Origin of the sequence: Hoeflea sp. 108 (assembly GCF_000372965.1) — a bacterium.
Lineage (GTDB): Bacteria > Pseudomonadota > Alphaproteobacteria > Rhizobiales > Rhizobiaceae > Aminobacter.
On record NZ_KB890024.1, the window covers coordinates 3,217,475 to 3,240,719 of the forward strand.

Sequence of the window (23,245 nt, forward strand, 5' to 3'; positions counted from 1 at the left end):
GTCAACCGCCTTCTGCGACGGCTTGAAATTTGCCGGCGACGCGGCTGAAACGGACCTTCGATCAAGGACGAATCATCGTTTCGGTCACAAGACGGACGGCCGATCTCCACACCGCCAAGCCCCTGTCGTGCGGTTGGGCGGAGGTTCAGCCTGGGGTGCGCGAACCGGCCAAGGCGCTCCCGCGCTCGAGCAACCGTGGTGAAAACCCCTTCGGCAAAACGGACGGATTCTGCCCTCCACCGTCGCACTTGACTTTCCAGCAACCGGAAAGCGCAGCCTTCAACAACGGCTCGAAAACAGGCCGGCAACAAGGCAGGAGACGGAACATGCCGCACTGACAAAGACGACGGCCTGCGGCGAGATCGCAGGCCCGCATCACCGGTCATCGGACCGAAATCAAAACCTCACGAAAACACTGGCGTGGACAAGCCCGGCATCGGCGATGCCGGGAATACCCCTCCATTGTCCAAGAACGGAAAGACACTCCCAATGAAGACCATCCTCCTCATCGCTTCGCCCCTCATCTTCATCGCCGGCGCGGCATTCGCATCGTCCCTCGACGGCATCGTCGCCAGATACAATCACGACGTACGCGTCATCACCCTGGAAAATGGCAAGAGCGTCACCGTGCCCCGCGACGTCGCGATGCCGTCGCTCCAGGCCGGCGAGAAGGTATCGATCCAGCTCAACGGCGAAGGCGACCGCGTGACCGCGGTTCTGAAAAACTAGCCGGCTCGCTCACGACATTGAAGGACAGGCGCCACGGGATCTCCCACCCGTGGCGCTTGTTGCCGGCGGCATGTCGATGCCCCCGCTGCCGCCTCGACAGACCCGAAGTGGAACGATGGATCAGGATCGTCGGCCGCGCCGCAAGCTCTCTCGATTGCAGACACGGCAAGGCGGCCATGCCGGGATGCCAAGAGCCGTTTCCGATTGCGCAAACAGCCTGCGCAACGACCTTGCCAGGGTGACGCCCAGGGCTGCTCTCCGCGTCAGGCGCTCGGAAGACCGGCCTGCGACAGCATTTCGAGGAACCTTGCGTGGTGCAGATCCTTGACGTAGCGCGGCACGAAGCCGGGACAGACATTGCCCAGGTTGAGATGCGGAAGCTGTGACAGGCAGTGATGGATGGCCCGGGACGCCTCTGCCCTGTTGCCGGTCGCCGATGCCGCCGCGGCCCAGTAGAGCGCGCCTCGCACGAAGCCCGGCTTGGTCCTGACGACCTTGCGCGCAACTTCGAGGGCGCGTTGATCGTCCTCGCCGGCGAACCTTGCCATGACCACGCTGTGATGCCGCCAGAAGTCGATGACGTCATGCGTTCCGAGCCTGATCGCCTCATTGGCCTCGTGCAGCGCTTCGTTGACCTGTCCGCGCAAGGCAAAGAGCATGGCGATATCGCCGTGTCCGCTGGGGTAGCTTGGGTTGAGGCTGATCGCGTGCCGGCATTCGGCGATCGCTTCTTCGATCCGGCCGGAGCTCTCGAGCGCGAACGAAAGGATGCAGCGGGCGATTTCATCGTCAGGCACCGCCCGCACCGCGGCTTCCGCAAGCCCAAGCGCATGCTCGATCTGCCCGGGCTCCCGCGGCAGCGCTCCGAACGCCACCGCCATCGACGTTATGACCGAGAGCGTCCGCTGCGCGCGCGCATTGTCGTGCCGCAGCGAATAGGCCTTTTCGGCGAGCCCCAGGCCGACCATCAGCGAGTCCCGGGTCATCTCGAAATATTTCATGAGCGCTTCGTTCACCAGCCTGCGCACTTCCGGCGGGCCGGGTGGGCTCTTGTCACGCACCTTCCAGTTCGTCAGCTGCAGTTCGAGGGTGACGGCGAGCACCACCGACTGTGCAATACGGTCCTGAAACTGGAGGGCGTTTTCGGAGTTGCCGTCGAACTTCTGGGCCCAGACGTTCTGGCCGCTGGCGGCATCGACAAGCTGGACATTCACTCTCAGCTCGTCACCCGAGCGCTGGATGCTGCCGCTCAACACATAGCGCGAGCGCGGTGCTTCCGCCGTCCTGGCTTCGTCGCCCGCGCCATTCTTCGGTAAGGCAGGAAGCCGCGCGAGCACGACATAGTCGGCCACCTCGGAGAGGGCCGTGGTGATGTCCTGCACGAGCCCTCTGGCAAAAAAGTCGTCGCCGCGCTCACCCGTCAGGTTGACGACATCGGCCACGCTGATGGACGGACGTCCGGCGCGTTGGCCGGCCGGGACATTTACGGGCATCGTAGCGAGCGCGGCATCTGCTGACGACAACGATTGCCACAATGCATGCGTCTCGGGGCTGACTGCGACATCCAGCTCCTTCTTCAATATGTCCTTGCACGCCTCATATGTCCGCAACGCCCTGTCTCGCTGGCCGCACGCAACGAGCAGCTCCATCTTGAGCCGATAGGATGCCTCCCGCGTCGGCTCCATGGCCAGCAGCCGATCGGCAAGGACCAGCCCGGCTTCCGTGTCGACGAGGCGCGCGAGCTTTTCAAGCGACGCAAGCGCGCGGTTCAGCAGCCTGTCGCGCTCCGATGCCGCCCAGTCGTCGAAAGCATTGCTGCCAAGATATAGTCCGTCGAGAAACGGCCCGGTATAGTAGCCGAGCACCGTTTCGAGCTCCTGCGAAGAGCGTGCCGAGAGCCCCGTTTCGAACTCCTCGACGTCGACGCGAAGCCTCTCCGGTCTGAGCCCGATCAGGTCCCTGCGCGAATGGATCAGATCCAGGCCTGCCCGGGCGAGGTCGCGACGCAGGACGCTCAGGGTCTGTCGCAGGCTGTTGCGGGAGTGTTCACTGTCGCTGTCGCTCCACAACAGGTCTGCCAGTCTTTCCCGTGTCGTCATCATGCCCGGACACCGGGCCAGATAGGCAATGATGGCGGGCCCCCGCTTTCCGGTCAGCCAAAGCGGGCCGACGGACTCCTTTTCGATCTGGAACCCGCCAAAGAGCGAAATTCTGGTTGCTACGTCGCGATCACCGCTGTGCATGTGCCCGATAGCTTTCCACCCTGGCGAATCCTAACTCAAAACTAACGCTGCGCAAACGGAGCGCCCGTCCGTTCAAGCGCTGTCATGACGGGGGATCGATTAGACGTCGCTTGAATAGCCAAGAGAGCGATGTGGGCCCGTGTCGAAACTGCAAGCCAATCTGCTGCTTCTTCTTGCTGCCGCTTTGTGGGGCTTCGGCAATGTCGCGCAAAAGACCGTTCTTATTCATCTCGATGCTCTGAGTGCCGTCGGCCTGCGCTGCCTGATCGGCGGGCTGCTGGTGCTGCCCTTCGTCCCGAGCGAACATCACGCCCCATCGGGGCCGGGTCATCTTTCGAGCCTCGCCAGGGTGGGCTTGCTGTTTGTCGTCGCCATCGCGCTCCAGCAGCTCTGCTATCTCGGCGCCTCCGTCACCAATGCAAGCTTCCTGATCAGCACGGCCACGGTGATGACCCCTCTCGCCGCATGGCTGCTGGTCGGCGAACGGCCGGCGAGCCTTGCCATCGCAGCCGGCCTGACCGTTGCCGGCGCCCTGCTCTTGTCGGGCGGGATAACAGGCTTTGGCGCCGGCGACTTCACGGCTCTCCTGTCGGCCGCCTGCTATTCGCTCTGGATGATCGAGCTTGGCCGTCACATGCAGGCCCATGGGCGTCCGTTCACCGCCGCAGCGGTGCAGTTTCTCAGCGTCGCCGCCATCGCCCTCCCGGTCGGGGCGACATTTGGCAATCTGTCGCCGGCCGCAGCCTTTGCGGCCGGCCCGGAATTGGCCGTCCTCGGCATCTTCTCCACGGCAATCGCCTTCGGCATGCAGACGGCAGCCCAGCGCTTCACCTCCGCGAGCCATGCCGCGGTGATCGTCAGTGCCGAAAGCGTCTTCGGGGCGATGGGTGCTGCGATCTTTCTCGGCGAGCGGTCCTCGGCCCTGGCTGCGCTGGGCGCCGCGATGGTGCTTGCCGCGATCCTGTCCGTGGCGATGTCGGGCCGGTCGCCGCCGACAGCCGCGCCACGGCGGATCGATCCCCTCAGGTCCTTTGCGGCCCCGCGCCTGCCCGGACCGATCCCGGTGCCGGCAAGCCCGATCGCCCCACCGCCAACTCGGCAGTTCCAGAAGGGAGGAACGCCATGATTGCCTTGCTGATCGCCCCGGCAACGCAGACCGCAACGAGACTTCGTCCGCCTGCGCCCGGGACCTGTTTGCCGGCGACGACAGGGCAGACGGCGGCCAAACGCATCGCGAGGGCGCCGTGATGGCCTCGCTGGCAGCTCTTCATCCACAACTGGTGTCGTCACTTCGCGCCCGCATGAGCGGCCCGGGCGGTTACTACAATTGCGGCAATGCCCTCGGCCTTGTTGTCGGCCTTGGCGTCCAGCTTGCCACTGCGCCCGCCGGCGCGCCGGACGAAAACACGATCATGGCGTCGGTGGCCGCCTATTTCGCCGGCAGCCACGGCGCTGTCGCGTTGACGCTGACGACGCTGGTCTTCTTTTGGGGCGGCGAAGTCTATCACCAGGCCTGGGCAAGGCCGGACGCTCCCGACGCGGCGTTGAACCGGCTGGGCGACCTGCTCTCGGGCATAGGAGCAATAGGACTCGGCATCGCCTTGCTGCTGCTTGGCGATGTGCTGCTTGCGGCAACCTCCGGGCTGCTGCATGCGCTGGGGAAATTCGGCAGCGCCTTCCATCGGCCGGGCGAGCGGGTTCCGGTGTGGCCGGCCACCTGGCCCGACCCGTTTCGCAGCGCCGTGCTCGCCAGCAGGTTGCCGGCAATGCTGGCAACGACCCTCGCCCTCGGCGCGGCCTTGCCGCAGGTCTGGTCGGGCGAATCCGCCACGATGCTGGCCATGCCGGTAGCCCTGCTCGGCTGCTACGTCCTGTGGGCCAAGGCCGACCTGCTGCTGTTCGACGCCGGGACCAAGGTCCCTCGCCGGATCTCCGAACATCAAGATTGATCGCCAGCCGGCGTGGAAAGGGAGAGTGCCATGTTCGGAATTGCGCGCCGGCAAGCCGGTCATCGGCCTCGGGCGACACATGATCCCGCAAGTCAGCCAGTCTCGAGGCCGACCAGGCGACCCGGAGTGTCGTCGAGACTGGCCGGCGCGCTCACGCTTTCGATGGCCTGGAGCCTGCCGGCGCATTCAGCCGACGTCGACGTCGCCGTCGTATTCGCGGTCGACTTCTCGTCCTCGATCGACCCCGATATCGCCAGGCTGCAACGCGAGGGACATGCCGCAGCCCTCACCTCGCCCGAGATCATTGCCGCCATCACGCGCAACTATCTCGGCTGTATCGGCATCGCCTATTTCGAATGGTCGAGTGCCGGGCGCTCGCGCATCGTGCTGCCGTGGACGAGGATCTGCTCGTTGAAAGATGCCGAGGCGGCGGCATCGGTGATCGACGACAAGGGCGACACCGGTTCCAGCCGTGGCGGGCGCGGCAGAACCTCCGTTTCCTCGGCCATCGACATGGGAAGCCTGCTGCTCGACCAGTTTCCCGGACAGGCCGTCAGGAAGGTAATCGACATCTCCAGCAATGGCGAAAACAATGACGGACTTCCGGTTCAGTCGAGCAGGCTGAGGGCGGTCGCCAAGGGATACACGATCAACGCGATCGCCATTCCGACAAAAGGCGAGACACCCGACCTGGCATCCTATTTCGCCGACGCGGTCATCGGCGGTCCGCAGGCATTCGTGGTCGCGCTGAAGGATTCGGGCGACTACGCAGCAGCCCTCCGGCGAAAGCTGGTGACTGAAATCAGCATGGCCATCGACCCCACGGCTTCCGCCGGAGCCCCATGAACGGTCCTGGCCGGCGTGTCGCACTCGCCGGTTTCGGCCACGGATCGGCCAGATCCAGGCGCGCTCTCGCCCGACCTGGCCAATTGCAACGGCCTCGATCAGGCCCGGGCAATTCCGGCCATCATCCAACCTTCTCGACGTAATAGCGCGGGATGCGCCTACCTTCGCGGCCCCGGTAGAATTCGATGCAGAATTCGACGAAGGCCTTGAAGCGGCGCGAGACGTGGCGGCGGCGCGAGTAGATGAGGTTGATTGCGGTTTCCGGCGAACGCCACTGCGGCAGCACCGGAACGAGGATGCCGTTCTCACATTCGGTCTCGACGAAAAAGCCCGGCAGATAGGCAAGCCCCTCGCCCGCGACGGCGAAATATTTGAGCGTCCAGTAGTCATTGGCGGTGCAATTGGCGGCCGGCAGGATATCGATCTCGTTTCGGCCGTTCTGCGCCAGATACCAGGATTGCGGCCTGGTCGGCTGGCGGAAGATCAGCCCGCGATGGGCGCTGAGTTCCTCTGTCGTCTCGGGCGTTCCATGGCGGGCGAGATAATCGGGGCTGGCGTAGAGGCCGTAGGATGCCGTCGACAGGCGGCGGCTGATGTAGTCGACGTCGGACGGCTCGCCCCAATGGAAGATGCCGTCAAGCGCCTGTTCGGTCACGTCGGAAAACGGTTGCCTCGAGGTCAAAAAGACCACGTCCAGATTGACCTGCGGATATTGCTGGCGGAAGGCATAGAGCAGTTCCGACGTGATGGTCGTGCCGAACTCCCCGGTCGAGCCGACGCGCAACGTGCCGGCCACCTCCTGGCGCATCTCAGCAAGTGCGGTCGCCGCGTCCTCGCAGCTTGCCTGGATGCGTCGGGCGTGGCGGAGCAGCTCGGATCCGGCATCGGTAACGTGGAGATGATGGCCCTCGCGAACGAACAGCTCCATGCCAAACTCGTCCTCCAACTGCCGGATGCGATGGCTGAGCGTCGATTTGGGCAGCCGATGCAGCCGCGAGGCAGCCGAGATCGACCTTGCGTCGGCAACTTTCACGAAACAGTCGATGACCGACAGGTCCATATTTCGTCCAATCCATTGGATGATCTGTCCAAGAAATAGCCCACTTCGGCCAATTGTGTAAACGCCGCCGGCTCGAAATACTCCCCTCAACCAGGGAGGTTCGTTTGACTGATATCAGGGAATTCATACGTGCGGCGTCGGGGCGGGAAGCCAAGGCGACATTGGCCGTTTGCGGCGGCAAGCTGGTCAACGTGGTGTCGGAGGAAATCTACCAGGCCGACATCGCCGTCTACGGCAACCGCATCATCGCCATCGGCGACATCTCGGACCATATCGGTCCCGACACCGAGATCGTCGACGCGACGGGCAAATATCTCTGCCCCGGCATGATCGACGGGCACCTTCATGTCGAATGCTCGAAGCTGTCGATCACCAGCTTCGCCAAGGCCGTGGTGCCGTTGGGCACGACCTCGATCGTCACCGGGCTCGACCAGATCATCGTGGTCGGGGGTCCTGCGGCGGCGCGGGAATTCCTCGACGAGGCCAAGCAGACGCCACTGAAGGTATTCTGGGGCGCGCCGTGCAAGACGCCATACACGATGCCGCGCTCGACCGTCGGCCACTATTTCGGGCCGGCCGACCATGCCGCGACCCATCACTGGCCGGAATGCGTCGGCGTCTGGGAGACGGTGCGCGAGTTCATCCAGGAAGAAGACCCCGATGTGCTGAAGGCGCTTGAGATCGCCGAGAAGAGCCGGCTTCCGGTGCTCGGCTGCTGCCCGATGACGCGCGGCGCACGGCTCAACGGCTACCAGCAGGCGCGTGTGCGCGCCGATCATGAAAGCTACACGCCCGAGGAAATGCTGGAGAAGCTGCGCGCCGGCATGCATGTCGTGGTCAGGGAATCGTCGATCTCGCACTTCCTGTCCGACAATCTGCGCATCGTCACCGAGATGGGCGTGAAGGCGCTGCGCCGCATCAGCTTCTGCACCGACGATGTGGTGGCGAGCGACATCCTTGTCCGCGGCCATCTCGACAACATGGTGCGCATGGCGATCTCGATGGGCATCTCGCCGATGGCGGCGATCCAGATGGCGACGATCAACGGCGCCGACGCGCTGAGGATCGACGAGAAGGTCGGATCGATTTCGCCCGGCCGCTCGGCCGACATCCTTGTTGTCAGCGACCTGCGCGAATTCCGCATCGAGGCGGTGATCGCCAATGGCGCGGTGGCCGCCCGCGACGGCGAGATGGCTGTGGAGCTGTCGCCGCCGCCGCGCAGCGAAGCGCTGCTGCGTTCGATCAAGGTCGCGCCGGTCTCCGTCGACGACATTGCCGTGCCTTACCAGGGTACGGGAAGCACCGCGCGCGCCATGGCGATTGCGGTCACGCCTGAAAAGGTCTTCGTGCGCACGCGGCGCGAAGTGACGCTTCCGGTTCGCAATGGCCGCGTGCTCGCCGATCCCGGCCAGAACATCCAGTACGTCACCGTCGTCGAGCGTTATGGCAAGACCCAACACCGGCCGGTCGCCTTCACCTCGGGCTTCGGCCTCACGTCAGGCGCCATCGCCAGTTCGACCGCGCCCGACGACAACAACATCATCTGCGTCGGCACCAATCCCGAGGACATGACGGTCGCCATCAACCATCTCATCGCCAACAATGGCGGACAGGTGGTGGTCAAGGACGGAGAAATCCTCGAATTCCTCCATCTTCCCATCGGCGGCATCGTCTCCGACATGGAACCGCAGGAAATGGCCGCCATTGAAGGGAGGCTGGACGATGCGGCGCGCAGCCTCGGCTGCGATCTGCCCTGGCCTTTCATGTACATGTTCGTGCTTCAGATCACGGCGATTCCCGACTACGCCATCACCGATTTGGGCGTGATCGACTGCGTCAACCTGACGGTGACGTCGCCGATCCTCGACCAGGAAAGGGCTGTGGCAGCGGAGTGAGGAGCGCTGCCCGGCTTTGGCCAATCGGCCGCGTCGGAACCAACAATAAGGGGAGGAATACATGAACTACCAGCCGCACATCCCGGCGAGTGCGAGCGTGCAGCCATCCTGGCTGCACGCCGTCCTCGACCGCCATTTTCAGTTCACCAGGCTCGGCTCCACCATGCGGACCGAGATTCTGGCCGGCCTGACGACGTTTCTGGCCGCGTCCTATGTCATCGTCGTCAATCCTTCGATCCTCGCCCATGCTGGCATTCCGTTCTCGGCCGGCGTCACCGCAACCGTCCTGGTCAGCTTCATCGGCAGCTGCGCGATGGGGCTTTATGCGCGCAGCCCGATCCTCGTCGCGCCGGGCATGGGCATCAACGCGCTGTTTGCCTACACCATGGTCATCGGCGCCAAGGTGCCGCTGGAAATCGCGCTCGGCTGCGTACTGTGGGCCGGCGTGCTGTTCACCATCATGGCGGTGCTCAATCTCAGAAGCGCCGTCATCGAGGCGATCCCGACCGACCTGCGCTACGGCATTGCCTGCGGCATCGGCCTGTTCATCGCCCTGATCGGCCTGGTCAACGCCAAGTTCATCGTCTCCAACCCCGACACCATCGTCGGCCTGACCACCTTCAACCCCGTCACCCTGACCTTCATCGCCGGCTTCATCGCGACGGTCGGGCTGGTCATCAGGCGCGTGCCCGGCGCCATGATGGCCGGCATGATCCTGACGACGCTGATCTCGATCCCGATCGGCCGCTGGTGGGGCAATGGCAGCGCGTTTTCGCCAGAGACGCCCGACGTGACCACGCTCGTCAACTGGAGCGGCCTGTCGGCAGCGCCTGATTTCAGCTTCCTCTGGCAGGTCGACCTGCTCGGCGCGCTGCAGGTCGCCTACATCCCGTTCATCTTCGTGTTCCTGTTCACCAATTTCGTCGAGGCGCTGTCGACCTTTCTCGGGCTGGCCGAAGCCGCCAACCTCAAGGACGAGAACGGCATGCCGCGCAACATCAAGGAATCGATGCATGTCGACGCCGTGGCTGCTCTGATCTCCGCCCCACTCGGCACAAGCCCGGCGACCGTCTACCTGGAATCGGGCGCCGGCATCGCGCAGGGCGGCCGCTCTGGCCTCGTCGCCCTTGTCGCCGGCCTGCTGTTTTTGCCCTTCCTGTTTTTGTCGCCGTTGCTGTCGCTGGTGCCAGCCATCGCCACCGCACCGGTGCTGATCCTGACCGGACTGTTCATGTCGGAGCCGATGGGCCGCATCCGCTGGACGGATGCCGAGGAAGCCATTCCAGCCTTTCTCGCCATCGTGCTGATCCCGCTGACCTTTTCGATCACGCTCGGCCTGTCCCTGGCGATCATCGCCTATGTGCTGCTCAAGCTGGTCGTCGGCAAGGCCGGCGAAGTGAGGCCGATCATGTGGTTCGTCGCACTGCTCGCGGCCGCTCTCGTCGCCCAGATCCAGTAGCACCCCTGGCGGGCGTTCCGGCGCCCGCCAGCCCCTCACCTTTCAAAGGAAATCCCCCGCCATGCTTCAACCCTGGTCTGAAACCGCCCCGCGCCTTGTCGACGTGGCGATGGGGCGGACACCAGCCGATCTGGTGATCCGCAACGGCAGATGGGTCAATGTCTATTCCGGCGAGATCGTGCCGGGCACGGATGTCGCGGTCTCGGCCGGACGCTTTGCCTATGTCGGACCCGATGCCGGTCATACGATCGGCGAGACCACGACGGTCGTGGACGCCGAAGGCCGCTATCTCGTGCCTGGCCTGTGCGACGGCCACATGCATGTCGAAAGCGGCCTGGTGACGGTGACCGAGTTCGCCCGCGCCGTCATACCCCACGGCACGACCACGATGTTCATCGACCCGCATGAGATCGCCAACGTGCTCGGCCTGTTCGGCGTGCGGCTGATGAACGAGGAAGCGCAGAGCCTGCCGATCAACGTGCTGGTGCAGGTGCCGAGCTGCGTGCCGAGCGCACCGGGACTGGAGACCGCGGGTGCGCAGCTCAGCTCCGACGACGTCAGGGAGGCGCTGGCCTGGCAAAACATCATCGGTCTTGGCGAGATGATGAATTTCCCCGGCGTCGCGGCCAACGACCCCAAGATGGTGGCCGAGATTGCCGCTACGCAGGCCGCGCGCCTGACGGTCGGCGGACATTACGCCTCGCCCGATCTCGGCCATGCCTTCCACGCCTATGTGGCGGGCGGCCCTGCCGACGACCATGAGGGGACGACCGTCGAGGACGCCATCGCCCGCGTCCGCCAGGGCATGCGCGCCATGCTGCGGCTGGGCTCGGCCTGGTACGACGTCGCCGCCCAGGTCAAGGCGATCACCGAACGCGGCATCGACCCGCGCAACTTCATTCTCTGCACCGACGACAGCCACTCGGGCACGCTGGTCAATGACGGGCACATGAACCGGGTGGTTCGCCACGCCATCGCACAAGGGCTGAAACCGGTCACGGCGATCCAGATGGCGACGCTCAACACCGCCCAGCATTTCGGCATGGAGCGCGAACTGGGCTCCATCGCGCCAGGCCGGCGCGCCGACCTCGTCATCACTTCGGACCTGGCGTCGTTGCCGATCGAGATGGTGTTTGCGCGCGGCAAGCTTTTGGCCAGGGACGGCGCGCTTGCCGCCGACATGCCCGCCTACCGGTATCCCGACAATGCCAAGAACACGGTGAAGCTCGGCAGGAAGCTCGCTGCCTCTGACTTCGACATTGCCGCATCAGGCGCTGCCGAAGTGCAGGTGCGGGTCATCGGCGTGGTCGAGAACCAGGCGCCGACCAAGGCGCTGGTGCGGGATCTGCCGGTCAAGGACGGCATCGTTGCGATGGACCGCGCCAGCGACGTCTGCCAGATCGCGCTGGTCGAGCGCCACCGGGCCACCGGCGAGGTGGTCAATGCCTTCGTCTCGGGCTTCGGCTACGCCAGGGATTGCGCCATGGCCTCCACCGTTGCCCATGACAGCCACCACATCATCGTCGTCGGCACCAACAAGGCCGACATGGCCAAGGCCGCCAACCGGCTGCAGGAGGTCGGCGGCGGCATCGTGATGATCAGCGAGGGCAAGGAGCTGGCGCTGGTCGAACTCCCGGTCGCCGGCCTGATGTCGGACGAGCGGGCCGAAGTGGTTGCCGTCAAGGCCGGCAGGCTGGTCGAAGCCATGCGCGAATGCGGCTGCAACCTCAACAACGCCTACATGCAGCACTCGCTGCTGGCGCTCGTCGTCATTCCGGAACTGCGCATCTCGGACAAGGGGCTGATCGACGTCACCAGGTTCGAGAAGACCGACGTCATCATCACGAATTGACGGGGCGACGGCCCGGGGTTCCCGGGCCGATGGAACTTGCTCCGAGCCCAGGAACAGAATGCGAACATCTTGCGGCGCGAGCCCATGCGTGGCAAGATCAGGGACATGAGCAAAGTCGCATCCGCCAGGATTGCCAGAGGGCCGGACGAAGGACACGTCGTCGTGGCGCGGGCCCTGGAACTCTACATTCTGGCCGGCAACCCGATCGAGCTCTGGGGCCTGGAAGACTATCTTGTCAGGGCTCACTTCCTGATTGCCGCGGCCCGGGCCGGAGACGAGACGCCCGGGTACGGCCTGGGCGCCGCGCTTCAATAAGCAGCTTCAGGGAGCAGATGTCCCCGCCGGCCGCAGCCGGCAGGGCGCATGCCCTGCTGCGACAACCTGCCGATAGACAACGGACGGCATGGCCTGGATCACGCCCGGGCCTTCTTTTCCAGCGCTTCGGTCAATGACGAAACGACAGGCAATGTCCGCAAAGGATCGTTCAACTTCCTGTCGCACCGACGGGCGTCGACAGGAAGTTCGACGACGGCCACGACGATCAATGAGGACTGGGCAGGCCTGCCGCTCCATTTGGATGCCGTCGCCATGATGTGGCATGATCATCGTCCACCCGCCGCTTTGCTTGTCGCCGGCAACTCCTGTGTTCCAGTGCCTGTCAGTCCGCTCGAGGCCCCATGAAGCTGATGTTCATCGCCTGCCTGCTGTTGCTCGGCTCGGTCTGGTTCGGCCTCGCTTACATCGGCGCCGTTGCCTGCGAAAAATCAGAAACGTCAAAGTTCCCGTGGGACAGGACAAGGGATTGCAGTGCCGCGGCAAACCCGTTCGACTGAACGAGTGAGCGATGCGGGCCGAAAAACCTCATCGCTAGGCCTGCGATGCTCTCGGAACAGGCATCGACAGGCGACCGGCGGCCCGAGTTCGCTCTTTCCGCCAGGACGATCATTGGGCCGAGACGAACGTTGCACTGTCCTTCTGGGCCTCATCTTGCGCGACGATTGGATAGCGTCGGCGCACCATTGACCGCAGGAAGGCGTTACCGAGCCCAGCCACGCATCAGCTCGGCAAGGGGCGACTTGACGAAGACGCGGCCGGACATGGCGAGGAGACTGCCGCGAAAGCGACGCCAAGGGGACCGGTCATCGCTCGAAATGGCTTCTTTCGGGACCGGAGGATATTTGCTGCTGCGCTCGCCGCAGATTATTCGTCTGGTAGTTTGTCTGGTTCGCCGCGACCATCTCTCAATACCCACACGGAACCGGCGGCGGAACGACTGTCAATCCATTCTTGCCAATGACGACATAACCACGTGGGGGAGATGGCTACCTCGCCTTCCACCTTAGCTTCTATCGGAAGGACAACTGAAACAATCCCCGCGTCGTGCCCGGAATCTCGTACAAGCCCTAGGCCAGATCCTTGCCACGTTGCAAATAACATCCAATCGACGATTTCGTCCTTTCTACCCACTCGCTTGAATCGAAACAACGTTCCCCGGTACAACGGATCATCATCCGAAACAGTTGAGAGTTTAACCCAGCTAATACGAGATACCCAAATCATGGCGACCGCTTGGGTCGACTTCTTCTGTTCGAGTTAAATCTTCATCGTCTTTCAGAGGAGGAGCGTCGGCACGGTATCATGAGTCGCTACGGCGGGGGTCAGCCTGATAGCCAGGTGCAGGCGCTCGCAAACAACTCCGCCGAGCCGGCAATGTGCCATGCATGGAGTGAGGGGCTTGGGCCGCAACCAAAGCGGGCGCGCCCGAGGTGATGGTTAGCGCTTGGAGTGCGGCCCCTCATCAGAATCCACGGCCCTGGCCGGGCCAAGCTCGACAAGATTATCGCAGCGCAGCCCTTTCCTTGATTTCCGTGCGTCAGATGATGAAAACGCGCCTCCCAGTAGCGCAAGAATATGGATGAGAGCAGTGGCCTCCCCCATTTGGAGGAGTGACAGCATCCCAACGTCATCGGAAGTTGTGGGGCGCAGGCCGTCCCCAAAGCGGGCCTGCCGGGGCTGGTGCAATAGGGGGGGGCGTAGCCAAGTTGCGCCAGCCCACCCCGCCATGGAGCCCTTTTTGGGTTAGCCGGCAGCCTCGCGGGAACTATCGTGCACAGGATCGCCGTCATATGGCAGCCCCAATGCGGCGAGCTGCATCCTGACCAACTCTCTTACCGCCTCCTGGCGGTTTACACCGGACAAATGCTTGCTGACATAGGTATCGATTGCGTCCGCAAGATCCTCCGAAACGCGCAGATGTATCGCAACGCTTCCGCCCACCCGCGGTCGGCCGCGCTTAACTTCACCCAACTTCAACTGATGCCCCCATCGTTACCTGTGAGGGGACGCTACAAAACGCAGTCACAAAACAGAATACGCCAAATGCGGTAACCCATTTGGGTTAAAGATACTCCGCTATTTTTCGCAGTGAAATCATATCAAGGTCCACTGGATGCCAAACCGCGGCAGCGAAAGACTCGTCTTTTCATGAAGCTACCCTATGTTTGATTGTATCGACGGCAACTGATCCGGGCACCGTCGGCTGTGAGCGTACATCGAGCTTCCGCCCCAACGAAGGGAGGAAGCCATGTCCGCTTCCCAGAGAGAACCGTCTGCCTTTGATTTCGTCGTCATCCAGGCCGCGCTCCGAAAGCTCATGCAATTCGAGCCCGGAGCCGATCCGAAGACCCGCGCACGGCAACTCGTGCAAGACATGTGTCCGGACAACGCTATGTCTGATGAGATGCTGGATGCTTTGGTCTTGGGCACATCGCCAAATGGGCTAAGAAGGGTCAGTAGCCTCGAATAACGAAAAAAGCCCCACCACCTTTCGGCAGTGGGGCGATCATAACGAAGCAAGTCGGACTGGAGTTTGTCGACTGACAAACCCTACTCCGGATAGTCTTCGACCGGAGTGCTGCTGCCCTGAATGAGATAGAACAGGAATGGCGTGCCAGGCTCCACTGACGCATCTGTACGTCGCGCACCCACTTCCCCTGCCACTGGGCTTGTGTATTCAGCCACGACCTCGCCAAAGGCGTTTCTCTGGATGGCCACCTTCTGCCCGACTTCTACCCTGTCGTTCAGATTGACGAGCAGTTGGAGGAAGCCGCCATGGGTCGCGATCGAGGCGCCCATCGTATTGCCGACAAAGACCTCACTGTCCCTGCCGGTCCGACCCATGGGACCGGAAATCAGCCCGTGCAGACGGAGCACGTTCATCGTGCCTTCGACGAATAGCGCGATCATATCGAGGTCCAGTCTGCGCGGATTGCCAATCTCCGGGGTCAAGGCTGGTATGCCCTCCGCGATCAATGCGTTAGCAAGAAGCGTCGGATATTGTGGGTCGTCGAAAATCTGGTCGATGGGGAAGAGTTCCGCCATCGCCTTGACCTCTGGATTGGTCATGTCGGCCAAGTGAAATGCCGTCGCGTCCATGCCGGTGGCGGCGGTATGAAAGTCGAGGGCATAGTTCGCATTGGGACGAAGCAGCTTATTGAATACCAACCACGCATGCCGCGAAACGGCATTTGGCCCATTCTCGCTTCCCGGCCACCAGCGATTCATGTCGATAAGTTCGAAGCCGCGTCCCGTGTCTGGCCAGCGGCGCGTCATTCCTTCAATGGCCGGCCGAGAGATGTCGAGAACTGCGAGAACCGTGCCAGCCATGGCTGATGGATCAAGCTGATCCAGCACTGTTTGGATGCAGTGTATCGGGTTCATTTCGTCGCCATGAACACCACTGGTCAGAGCGACGCATTTTCCGGGGCTCGCCCCCTTCACCACAACGACGGCATTGTACCAATGCTGACCAGCCACCCTTTGGACACCTTCGAAGTAGAAGTGGTGCCTGCCGGGTTCGAGGTCGTTCACGTCGAGGGCCCCGATGACCTTTTTGCCTTCGATCACGTCGCCTGTGTAGAGCGTGCCTTTTCCGGCCTGCGCCTGCGTTGCAGTCGCTGTATCCTGCGCGGATGCCGCAGCAACGGTCGATATCAGGGCGGTTGCGCTGGCGGTGGCAAGGATCATGAAATCGCGTCGATCCAATCCGTTGGCTTCACTCGGCATTTCGGTTCTCCAGATTGAAGTAGCGTGGGACTGTTCATCCTTCTTTCGACGAGGCGCCCTAAGGTCACGGGGTCGAACGTTGCACCATGTTAAATCGGCTTTTCCTCCACACTCGCCGGGCACGGAGCCCGAGGCAAGAATGAAAAAAGCCCCGCCACTTTGCGGCGGCGGGGGGCGGGGAACAGCCGGTCATGGTGGCCGCGACTACGGCGGCGGCCGGCCAGTCATCTGGCACCACATCGCTGCAGCTGACGACGCTGCAGCCAGGAGCACGCCGCCAAGCCACCACAGCGCCCTGCCGAGCTTGCCCGCGCCTGCCACTTGCTGCTGCATGCCAAGATAGTCCTTCACGCCCGGCTCGATGGCATCCAACCGTTCATTGAGGCCCTTCACCTCTGTCCGCAGAGTGTGGATTTCCAAGGTCAGGGCCTGCAGTTCCTCGTGCATCCTGCGGCGGCTTTCGGAGGCATCCTTGTGGCTGTCGCTCAGTGCGGCAACTGCGCCAATGAGCTTGCCAATTTCGATTTCGATGTTGCTGGCGGTCACGGACGCCATCCGCACAGCGCGGCCCCCTTTCGATTGTGGGCCAGCACGTCGGCGACCTCCTGGTCCGACAATGCGTCCTGCGCCACATCGGCCAGACGGATCGGCTTGGCGATGTCGCAGAATGAGCCCGTGGCCCTGGTGCATGCCGCCATTCCCGAGACGAACGCGATCAGCATCAACAGCCAGACAATCCAGCCGATCATCCGCTTCACCATCTCTTCAGCTCCTCACGCGCTCTGTTCGGCGGCAGCGCGCCGATGTCGTTGTCGACCTGATCGGCAACGTCCCTCGCCTTCTGTTCGGCCCTGGCCTGCCTGTCGCGCTCCAGGCGAGCGCCACGGCTGTTGCCCTTCAGGAAGGCCACCAGGGCAGCCAGCAGGCCGCCCATGATCGCGATGAGGACGGGATTGGAGAGGATGAAGCCGAGGATGGTCATCGGCTCGGCTCCCGGCGCCGGCGCAGATACTCGGTCATGACGCCATTGGCCACCAGCACCCAGGGGAACCAGTCGGCCGGGATGACGGGCTGAAGCACCGACGGATCAACATATGTGACCGCCACGGCACCCGCGCCAACAGCGGCCTGAAGACGGGCCCAGAAGATGGTTTCGCTGTCCTTGAAGAAGTGTTTGATGCGGCTCCACATGATCAGTGACCCTTTCGCAGGAAGAGCGCGGCCAGCGCCCTGGCGATGAGCTGGAAGAAGAAGCGGACGCCCCCGGCGGCGGGCGGCTCCGGCGCTGTTTTGGCAGGCCGCAGAACGACCATCGGCCCGGGGACATCGCCCGGCATTTCGTCGTTCTCCGCCGGGATCGTCGGACGCGGCCGGTGTGCGAGGCCGAGATAGAAGCCGGCGCGCAGAGCTGCTTCGAAGGCGCTGGCGTAACCGGCGACCTTGTCGCCATTGGCCTCGACATCGGGATTGATGATCGCCCTGGCGCCGCGATAGTCGGCCTTGTCGCCACAGATGAAGTCGGCCAGCTTCTTGCCCGTGAACAGGCCGCGCTGCATTCCGGCGACGAGAATGCGGGCCGACACGTCGATCTCGCCGGCAAGGTCGGGATTGCCCAAGAGATCGAGCCCGAGCAGTTCGCCGAATTGCGCATAATTCTCGCGGCCGGTCATCTGCGGAAAACCGCGGCCTCTGAAGAGCCAGCCATCGTTCGGACCGCTGTTGCCCATGCGCCCGCCATAGACCTTGTTGGCAAGGACCTGCGGGTTGCGGACATAGGGCAGCGCATCGCCAAGCCCGGGAAAGCGCTTCGGCCAGACGGCCCGGATGCGCTCGGCCGACGAATAGACCAGGTTCTCGGTCTTCGGCGCCATGCTCGAGCCGACTTCATGATAAGGTGTGGCCAGCACATAGGCTGCCTGTCGAAGCGGCAGGCCGGCTGCCTGTATCTCGCTCAGCAGCGCTTCGAGGCCGGCCACCTGGCCTTGCGAAAGCGACGTTGCGAACACGCCGGACGAACGCGCGCGCAAGGCCGCGTAGAACTTGCTACGGTCCATGGGGTTCCTCATGTTGTTTGAAAAATGGCGGAAAATGGCGCGTTGTCGGCCTTCTGGCGGCCTGCGGATGACCGGATACGGGAAAACCACCCGACTACGGGGTCCAGTCATCGCCTTGGCGATCTTGACCGCTCACGGATCCTGGGCATGGCCGAAATCGAGAACGCCGAGACTGTCGTCATACATGCCGAAGTGGCACATGCGCTGGATGAACGCACAGTTGTCATCCACCTGTGACAGGCGTCGATACGCCGGTTCAATTTCCGACCCAGAACGTGGTATCGGTGAAGAAGGGGGAGCTTCCGAAGTGGAAGCCACCAAGCCGGACTAGGAGGCAACGATAGGTTTTCTTAGAGAATTCCGAACCCGGATTGGACTGCGAGAGCCCAGACTTCGTGACTATTGGCCCGAGAAGAAACGCCGTGATCAGGCGCCGCTTCTTGGCATAGAGATCGGCCGATACAGCTATGGCGCCCACCTTGAACGCATGAACCATTATCGGGCCGAGGACGAACCACTAACCATCGGTTCGTTTTGCTCCATCGGCCCGGACGTCGCCTTCTTTGCCCACACCGATCATAGTATCGGCAGGACCACGACTGCCCCGCCGCACTTCTTCGGCGCGAGCAAATCTGAAGGCATTATCTTCAAGGGACCGATAATCTTAGGTAACGACGTCTGGATTGGTCAGCGATCCATGATCATGCCCAACGTCCGTATTGGGGACGGCGCTGTCATCAGCGCGGGGAGCGTCGTAACCAAGGATGTTGCTCCGTACGCTGTCGTTGGTGGCGTCCCGGCAACACTCATCAAGCTCAGGTTTCCTGCCGAGGTCGTGCGTGGGCTTCTGGAAGTTCGCTGGTGGGACTGGAGCCACGAACAGCTAAGGGCCAACAGGGACGTTCTTATGGGTCGGCCCGAGGCGCTTCTTGATCGGCATCTGCCGGGTTGGCGCACACCGCCGATGGCGGCGGAATGATCAGGCCTGAGAGAGGGCCAGTATCTTGGTAGCTCGTACCTGATCGAACAGGTGCACAGCGACCATCTCCAATGGTGGCCAAAGATCATGATCGCTACGATTATCAGCCACGTGCCGTCTTGCGACAGATCCAAACACGCCAGACGAGCGCGCACAAGGCCGTGTTAAACTCGCTACGGTCCGTGGGATTTCCTTATGTTGTGGGAATGTCAGCCGCCGTCATTCCGGCAGGGCGCAAGCCATGGGCGGCAAATTCAGAGACAGTTGCGAAGGTTCGGTTTCGTCATCGTCAGGGGCTAGAACCCGCCTCGCGACGTCCGGATTGGATGTGTCCTTGAGCCCAGCTTCGCGCGCCTGTATATGGGAATGACTTGCTTACCCGTCATACTTGTGTGAGCACTGTGAAGACATTTCTCATTAACCTTGACCGGTCCCCTGCTCGGCTCGATTTCATGCGAGGGCAGTTTGAAACGATTGGCGTTGACTTTGTCAGGATCCCTGCGGTGGACGGGGCGACGCTTGCTCGTAGCGAGTACTCGGGCAGCCCTCTGGGCCTGGGTGAAATCGGGTGCCTACTAAGCCATCGAGAGGCTTGGCGCCGGTTGGTGGCATCACAGGACAAGTTCGCTGCGGTTTTTGAGGACGATGCCAGGTTGAGCCGCGGCATTTCGCCGTTGCTGAAAGACCGCGGATGGATCCCGCCAAAGGCGGGAATTGTCAAACTGGAGACAGTTCTTTTCAAGATCCGCCTTGCTGGCCGTCCGATCGCTGCGAAATCCCGCGTTTTGAAGCGCCTTGTCTCCAATCACCTCGGTACCGCCGGATACATCATTCGCCGGGATCAGGCAGAGCGTTTGCTATCCTTGACCGCAACATTTCAAGCTCCGGTTGACCACTATATGTTTACCGAGCCGTATCTGTCGGAAGGCGTCGTCTACCAGATTTCGCCTGCGCCGGTGTTGCAACGCAGCATCTTTGACGACATCGGAGACGATGGGGCGTTCACAAGTCTTCTCGGGCATGGAGACGGGGCGTCAAAGCCCAAGCCCAAGCGCCCGATTCATCGGAAGTTCGCGGATGAATTGTTGCGGCCCTTTCGGCAAATCAGGTGGAAATTGGCTGGCATCGAGCGAACGATTGTGCGGTTCGACTAAACTGCGGCGTCCCGTCCTGTAAGGACCGGAGCGCGGAGCGCCCTGCGTAGGTGCGTCATCGCTATGATGACTTTCTCAAACAACCGCAGAAAGAGAAATACGCCCCTGACGCAGCGTAATTTTTTGCATCCAAAGTTTTTCGCCACCTGGCATAAGAAAATATCATGCACAAATCGCCAAATCCCCCATTGAATGTTTGACGCCTTAAGCGTAGGCAATCGCCGATTTCTTTGGGGACCATCTTGGCGCAATACGATACAAAGTTCTTTGAACTACGCTCGCAAGAGACGCCGGTCGCTGATGCGATCCTGAGCACTATCTTTCCAGCCCTCCAGCCGAAATCAGTAGTCGACCTGGGCACTGCCGTAGGCACATGGCTTGCCTCCGCAAAGAAGTTCGGGGCCACGAAGGTCGTCGGCATAGATGGGCCATGGGTTCCCGCTGATCAACTTTTGATCGAAATTAACGAGTTTGTTCGCGCAGATTTGGAAGGCCAACTTCCGGATCTTGACGCAACGTTTGACCTCGCAATCTCAACTGAGGTGCTCGAACATATCTCCGATTCTGCCGGCGAACGGGCAGTTGCTTGGCTGACACGCCAGGCGCCAGCCATTCTTTTTTCGGCTGCAATCCCAGGTCAGGACGGCCAGTCGCACATCAACGAACGGTGGCCCAGCTCATGGGCTGCACGGTTCGAAGCCCATGGCTTTAAGATTTACGATGCCATCCGCCCGAAGATTTGGGGCAACCCCGTGGTTCCCTTTTGGTACAAGCAAAACCTGCTTTTCATCGCCAAGGAAGAGATTGGGGAGCGTCTTGGACTTTCACCCGTCCCGGCGGCTGCCGTCGATCTGGTTCACCCCGAACTGTTCGGTCACAAGACCAGCAAGATTAGCGATCTTGAAGCGAAGAAGCTTCGAAACCGCGTCCGCAAGATGTTCGGCATGAAGAGCCGTCCAAGTGGTGTCGCCTGATATGACCGCCCTGCTCTACACAGGCATAGGCTTACTGATCTTTGCAGCCGGCTTCACCGCCGGCTTCCTAAGCGGCAGGCGGGACAGCACTCCACTTCCGCACCAAATCAAAGACGAGTCTTAACCGCTAGTGGCTTCACGCAAAGCATGAAGTATGACAACAACATCACGCTATGCCTAACTGCCGGCGGCCGACCCGATCTGCTGGAAAAGACATTGCGCTCCCTGCTTGCGGCAAATAGCTTCGCGAAGATAATCATTGCGAATGATTTTGGTGATGAGGCATCGACGGCTATAGCAAAGCGACTTTGTCCGGATGCCACGATAATCCATCACAAATGGAGAAAAGGTCAACTAGCAACCGTCGACGAAATGTATTCCCTCGTAGAGACCCAGTACATCTTTCACTGCGAGGATGATTGGGAATTCGACAGGGTTCCCTTTCTCAATCGATGCTTCGACGCACTACACGCGTTGGAAAATGTCAGCGTCGTTTCGGTCAGGAGTTCGGCCTGCCTATATCGCCACTTCAGTAACAGCCCTTACGAACATCTTGGAGAGCCAACAGTTATCGATGTCGGCGGTACAACGGCGATGCAACTCAAGATCGACGATCTCGAGGCGTGGGCATCCTTCACCTTCAACCCGTCACTGACACGTCGAGCCACTTGGCAGTCGATTGGCGGCTTCAACTCCCTTAATGACGAACACTCCATCGACCTGCGATATAGGGCGAAGGGACTGACGACAGCCTACCTCGTCCCCGGATTTTGCCATCACATCGGCGATGACAGGCACATTCACGACCCATTCCTACCAGTGGGTGAAAAATCCAGAGATCCCTTCCGGATCGCTAAGACATGGGCTCGCCAAGCCGTCCAGCGGATCGTTCCCTTCCGCTAGCTTGACCTCGCCGGTGGTGTGAAATTAGCGGCCCACATCGCTGTATTGGCAATGGTGAAATTGTCTACCTTGCCGACAAACGAGCCACCCCCGGCATAGCTCGGAGCACCGAGAAGAAGGCCGGTTGAGGCGTTCCCATACGAGAATGTTGACGCGACAGTGGCTCCCTTCTGCTGGCCGTCAAGGAACAGGCGGAGGTTGCCAGCGGCGCGTGATGGCGACGTGGTGCCACTGACCATCATTGAACCCGGTCGTTGACGTCGAGACTTTCGCGGTCGTGTTCTCATACCACTGCATCTGCCCGGGGCCGCTGACGTTGAGCAGCAGGCCATGCCAGTTCGAGTCCGAATAGCTGTTGGCCTGGGTGAGGATGTCGGCCCAGCTGGTTTGGGCAGTATTCACCCAGGAGGCATAGGAGAAATCGCCTGCACCGAATGGAGTGGGCGGGATCGCCCGGAACTGGCCGCCACCAGCGAAATTCTCAACGCCCTCGTCCGGAGGCTGAGCGCCCGCGAAGGCGTTCGCCGTGACAGTGCCGTAAATAACTAGGCCATTCGCGTTCAACTCACCGACGCCAATCCGCAGCTTTAGCGGCATCTCGGCCGCGCCGTTAAAGCTCCGCGTGCCTAGCTGCATCTGGCCGCCCCAGGCACCCGAGTAGACACAGGTCACCGGAGCATTCTGGTTGGCAATCAAGTCCGCGTTGCAGACGTCGATCCACGCCTTGCCGCTGCCACCATTGTCAGCCGGGGTACCGCGCGGCCCGATATCAAACGCTGTCGGCTGGTTGTTACCATACTCCGCCCCAGATCGGACGAATGGCACACCATAGGTCAGGATGCCTCGGTCTGTGATTTCGAAGCCCGTGAAGACATTGGCGATGGTCGGGATGACAGGCGCGGCAAGGGCGCCGAGCATTGCAGCGAGGAAGAGCGCCAACAGGTTGCCGAGCTTTTTCAATTTTGAAGTCCTCCAGCTTACGATAGTGCGACCGGTTAGTGTGTTGTGACCGACAATGGTTACGATCTTGAATTTGCAATGACTGCGGCCATGCCGACAAAACCGCCGCTCGACAAGCCGATA

22 protein-coding genes are annotated in these 23,245 nt (G+C 61.9%); 13 read left to right on the forward strand and 9 right to left on the reverse strand.

The window, feature by feature from the left end; translation table 11 throughout:
• Positions 1–489: 489 nt before the first annotated feature.
• The gene (locus B015_RS0115870; RefSeq protein ID WP_018428704.1) at positions 490–729 is read left to right on the forward strand and encodes a DUF1344 domain-containing protein; all 240 of its coding nucleotides are present in this window, start codon (positions 490–492) and stop codon (positions 727–729) included.
• A gap of 263 nt (positions 730–992) precedes the next feature.
• On the opposite strand, the gene B015_RS0115875 is transcribed toward B015_RS0115870, so the two are convergent.
• A complete protein-coding gene (locus B015_RS0115875) occupies positions 993–2,831 on the reverse strand; it encodes a BTAD domain-containing putative transcriptional regulator (RefSeq protein ID WP_245262190.1) in 1,839 nt (612 codons plus the stop codon).
• A 280-nt stretch (positions 2,832–3,111) separates the two neighbouring features.
• Here B015_RS0115875 and B015_RS31010 point away from each other — a divergent pair, with 280 nt between their 5' ends.
• The 3 genes from B015_RS31010 to B015_RS31015 all read left to right on the forward strand — a co-directional run bounded on the left by B015_RS31010 (position 3,112) and on the right by B015_RS31015 (position 5,767).
• On the forward strand, positions 3,112–4,098 hold the full coding sequence (locus B015_RS31010; RefSeq protein ID WP_018428706.1) for a DMT family transporter: 987 nt from the start codon (positions 3,112–3,114) through the stop codon (positions 4,096–4,098).
• Positions 4,099–4,219: 121 nt separating this feature from the next.
• The gene (locus B015_RS0115885; protein WP_085941098.1) at positions 4,220–4,921 is read left to right on the forward strand and encodes a hypothetical protein; all 702 of its coding nucleotides are present in this window, start codon (positions 4,220–4,222) and stop codon (positions 4,919–4,921) included.
• A gap of 162 nt (positions 4,922–5,083) precedes the next feature.
• Positions 5,084–5,767 carry a DUF1194 domain-containing protein gene (locus B015_RS31015; protein WP_018428708.1) on the forward strand — a complete coding sequence of 228 codons (684 nt, stop codon included), beginning with the start codon at positions 5,084–5,086 and terminating at the stop codon, positions 5,765–5,767.
• Positions 5,768–5,888: 121 nt separating this feature from the next.
• On the opposite strand, the gene B015_RS0115895 is transcribed toward B015_RS31015, so the two are convergent.
• Positions 5,889–6,827: a LysR family transcriptional regulator gene (locus B015_RS0115895; RefSeq protein ID WP_018428709.1), complete on the reverse strand. Its 939-nt coding sequence runs from the start codon at positions 6,825–6,827 to the stop codon at positions 5,889–5,891.
• A 104-nt stretch (positions 6,828–6,931) separates the two neighbouring features.
• Between B015_RS0115895 and B015_RS0115900 the strand changes: the two genes are divergently transcribed.
• The 5 genes from B015_RS0115900 to B015_RS33275 all read left to right on the forward strand — a co-directional run bounded on the left by B015_RS0115900 (position 6,932) and on the right by B015_RS33275 (position 12,866).
• Positions 6,932–8,722 (forward strand): adenine deaminase, encoded by a 1,791-nt coding sequence (locus B015_RS0115900; protein WP_026227346.1) that lies wholly within the window; start codon positions 6,932–6,934, stop codon positions 8,720–8,722.
• 61 nt (positions 8,723–8,783) lie between these two features.
• Positions 8,784–10,181, forward strand: coding sequence for an NCS2 family permease (locus tag B015_RS0115905; protein ID WP_040456263.1), 1,398 nt, complete (start codon positions 8,784–8,786; stop codon positions 10,179–10,181).
• Between the two features lie 61 nt (positions 10,182–10,242).
• Positions 10,243–12,033 carry an adenine deaminase gene (ade, locus tag B015_RS0115910; RefSeq protein WP_018428712.1) on the forward strand — a complete coding sequence of 597 codons (1,791 nt, stop codon included), beginning with the start codon at positions 10,243–10,245 and terminating at the stop codon, positions 12,031–12,033.
• An 84-nt stretch (positions 12,034–12,117) separates the two neighbouring features.
• Positions 12,118–12,348: a hypothetical protein gene (locus B015_RS0115915; protein ID WP_018428713.1), complete on the forward strand. Its 231-nt coding sequence runs from the start codon at positions 12,118–12,120 to the stop codon at positions 12,346–12,348.
• 362 nt (positions 12,349–12,710) lie between these two features.
• The gene (locus tag B015_RS33275) at positions 12,711–12,866 is read left to right on the forward strand and encodes a hypothetical protein (protein WP_018428715.1); all 156 of its coding nucleotides are present in this window, start codon (positions 12,711–12,713) and stop codon (positions 12,864–12,866) included.
• Positions 12,867–14,919: 2,053 nt separating this feature from the next.
• Here B015_RS33275 and B015_RS0115940 read toward each other — a convergent pair.
• The 6 genes from B015_RS0115940 to B015_RS31020 form a co-directional block, all read right to left on the reverse strand.
• Positions 14,920–16,098 carry a succinylglutamate desuccinylase/aspartoacylase family protein gene (locus B015_RS0115940; RefSeq protein ID WP_026227347.1) on the reverse strand — a complete coding sequence of 393 codons (1,179 nt, stop codon included), beginning with the start codon at positions 16,096–16,098 and terminating at the stop codon, positions 14,920–14,922.
• 204 nt (positions 16,099–16,302) lie between these two features.
• Positions 16,303–16,644 (reverse strand): hypothetical protein, encoded by a 342-nt coding sequence (locus B015_RS0115945; protein WP_157632749.1) that lies wholly within the window; start codon positions 16,642–16,644, stop codon positions 16,303–16,305.
• Positions 16,641–16,859, reverse strand: a complete 219-nt coding sequence (locus B015_RS0115950) for a hypothetical protein (protein ID WP_157632750.1) — start codon at positions 16,857–16,859, stop codon at positions 16,641–16,643. The genes B015_RS0115945 and B015_RS0115950 overlap by 4 nt, the downstream gene beginning before the upstream one ends.
• Positions 16,853–17,080, reverse strand: coding sequence for a hypothetical protein (locus tag B015_RS0115955; RefSeq protein WP_018428721.1), 228 nt, complete (start codon positions 17,078–17,080; stop codon positions 16,853–16,855). Before B015_RS0115955 ends, B015_RS0115950 begins: the two co-directional genes overlap by 7 nt.
• Positions 17,077–17,289 carry a hypothetical protein gene (locus tag B015_RS0115960; protein ID WP_018428722.1) on the reverse strand — a complete coding sequence of 71 codons (213 nt, stop codon included), beginning with the start codon at positions 17,287–17,289 and terminating at the stop codon, positions 17,077–17,079. Before B015_RS0115960 ends, B015_RS0115955 begins: the two co-directional genes overlap by 4 nt.
• Positions 17,290–17,291: 2 nt before the next feature.
• A complete protein-coding gene (locus B015_RS31020) occupies positions 17,292–18,152 on the reverse strand; it encodes a hypothetical protein (protein WP_018428723.1) in 861 nt (286 codons plus the stop codon).
• A 487-nt stretch (positions 18,153–18,639) separates the two neighbouring features.
• Between B015_RS31020 and B015_RS31025 the strand changes: the two genes are divergently transcribed.
• The 4 genes from B015_RS31025 to B015_RS31040 all read left to right on the forward strand — a co-directional run bounded on the left by B015_RS31025 (position 18,640) and on the right by B015_RS31040 (position 22,162).
• Positions 18,640–19,131 (forward strand): CatB-related O-acetyltransferase, encoded by a 492-nt coding sequence (locus B015_RS31025; RefSeq protein ID WP_018428726.1) that lies wholly within the window; start codon positions 18,640–18,642, stop codon positions 19,129–19,131.
• A gap of 401 nt (positions 19,132–19,532) precedes the next feature.
• Positions 19,533–20,285 carry a glycosyltransferase family 25 protein gene (locus tag B015_RS31030; RefSeq protein WP_157632751.1) on the forward strand — a complete coding sequence of 251 codons (753 nt, stop codon included), beginning with the start codon at positions 19,533–19,535 and terminating at the stop codon, positions 20,283–20,285.
• A 242-nt stretch (positions 20,286–20,527) separates the two neighbouring features.
• Complete coding sequence (locus B015_RS32215; protein WP_157632752.1) at positions 20,528–21,259, forward strand: methyltransferase domain-containing protein; 732 nt, start codon at positions 20,528–20,530, stop codon at positions 21,257–21,259.
• A gap of 147 nt (positions 21,260–21,406) precedes the next feature.
• Positions 21,407–22,162 (forward strand): glycosyltransferase, encoded by a 756-nt coding sequence (locus B015_RS31040; protein ID WP_018428730.1) that lies wholly within the window; start codon positions 21,407–21,409, stop codon positions 22,160–22,162.
• A gap of 180 nt (positions 22,163–22,342) precedes the next feature.
• Here B015_RS31040 and B015_RS0116005 read toward each other — a convergent pair whose 3' ends face one another.
• Entirely contained in the window at positions 22,343–23,122 is a 780-nt protein-coding gene (locus tag B015_RS0116005; protein ID WP_018428731.1) for a LamG-like jellyroll fold domain-containing protein, read from the reverse strand.
• Between the last annotated feature and the right edge of the window lie 123 nt (positions 23,123–23,245).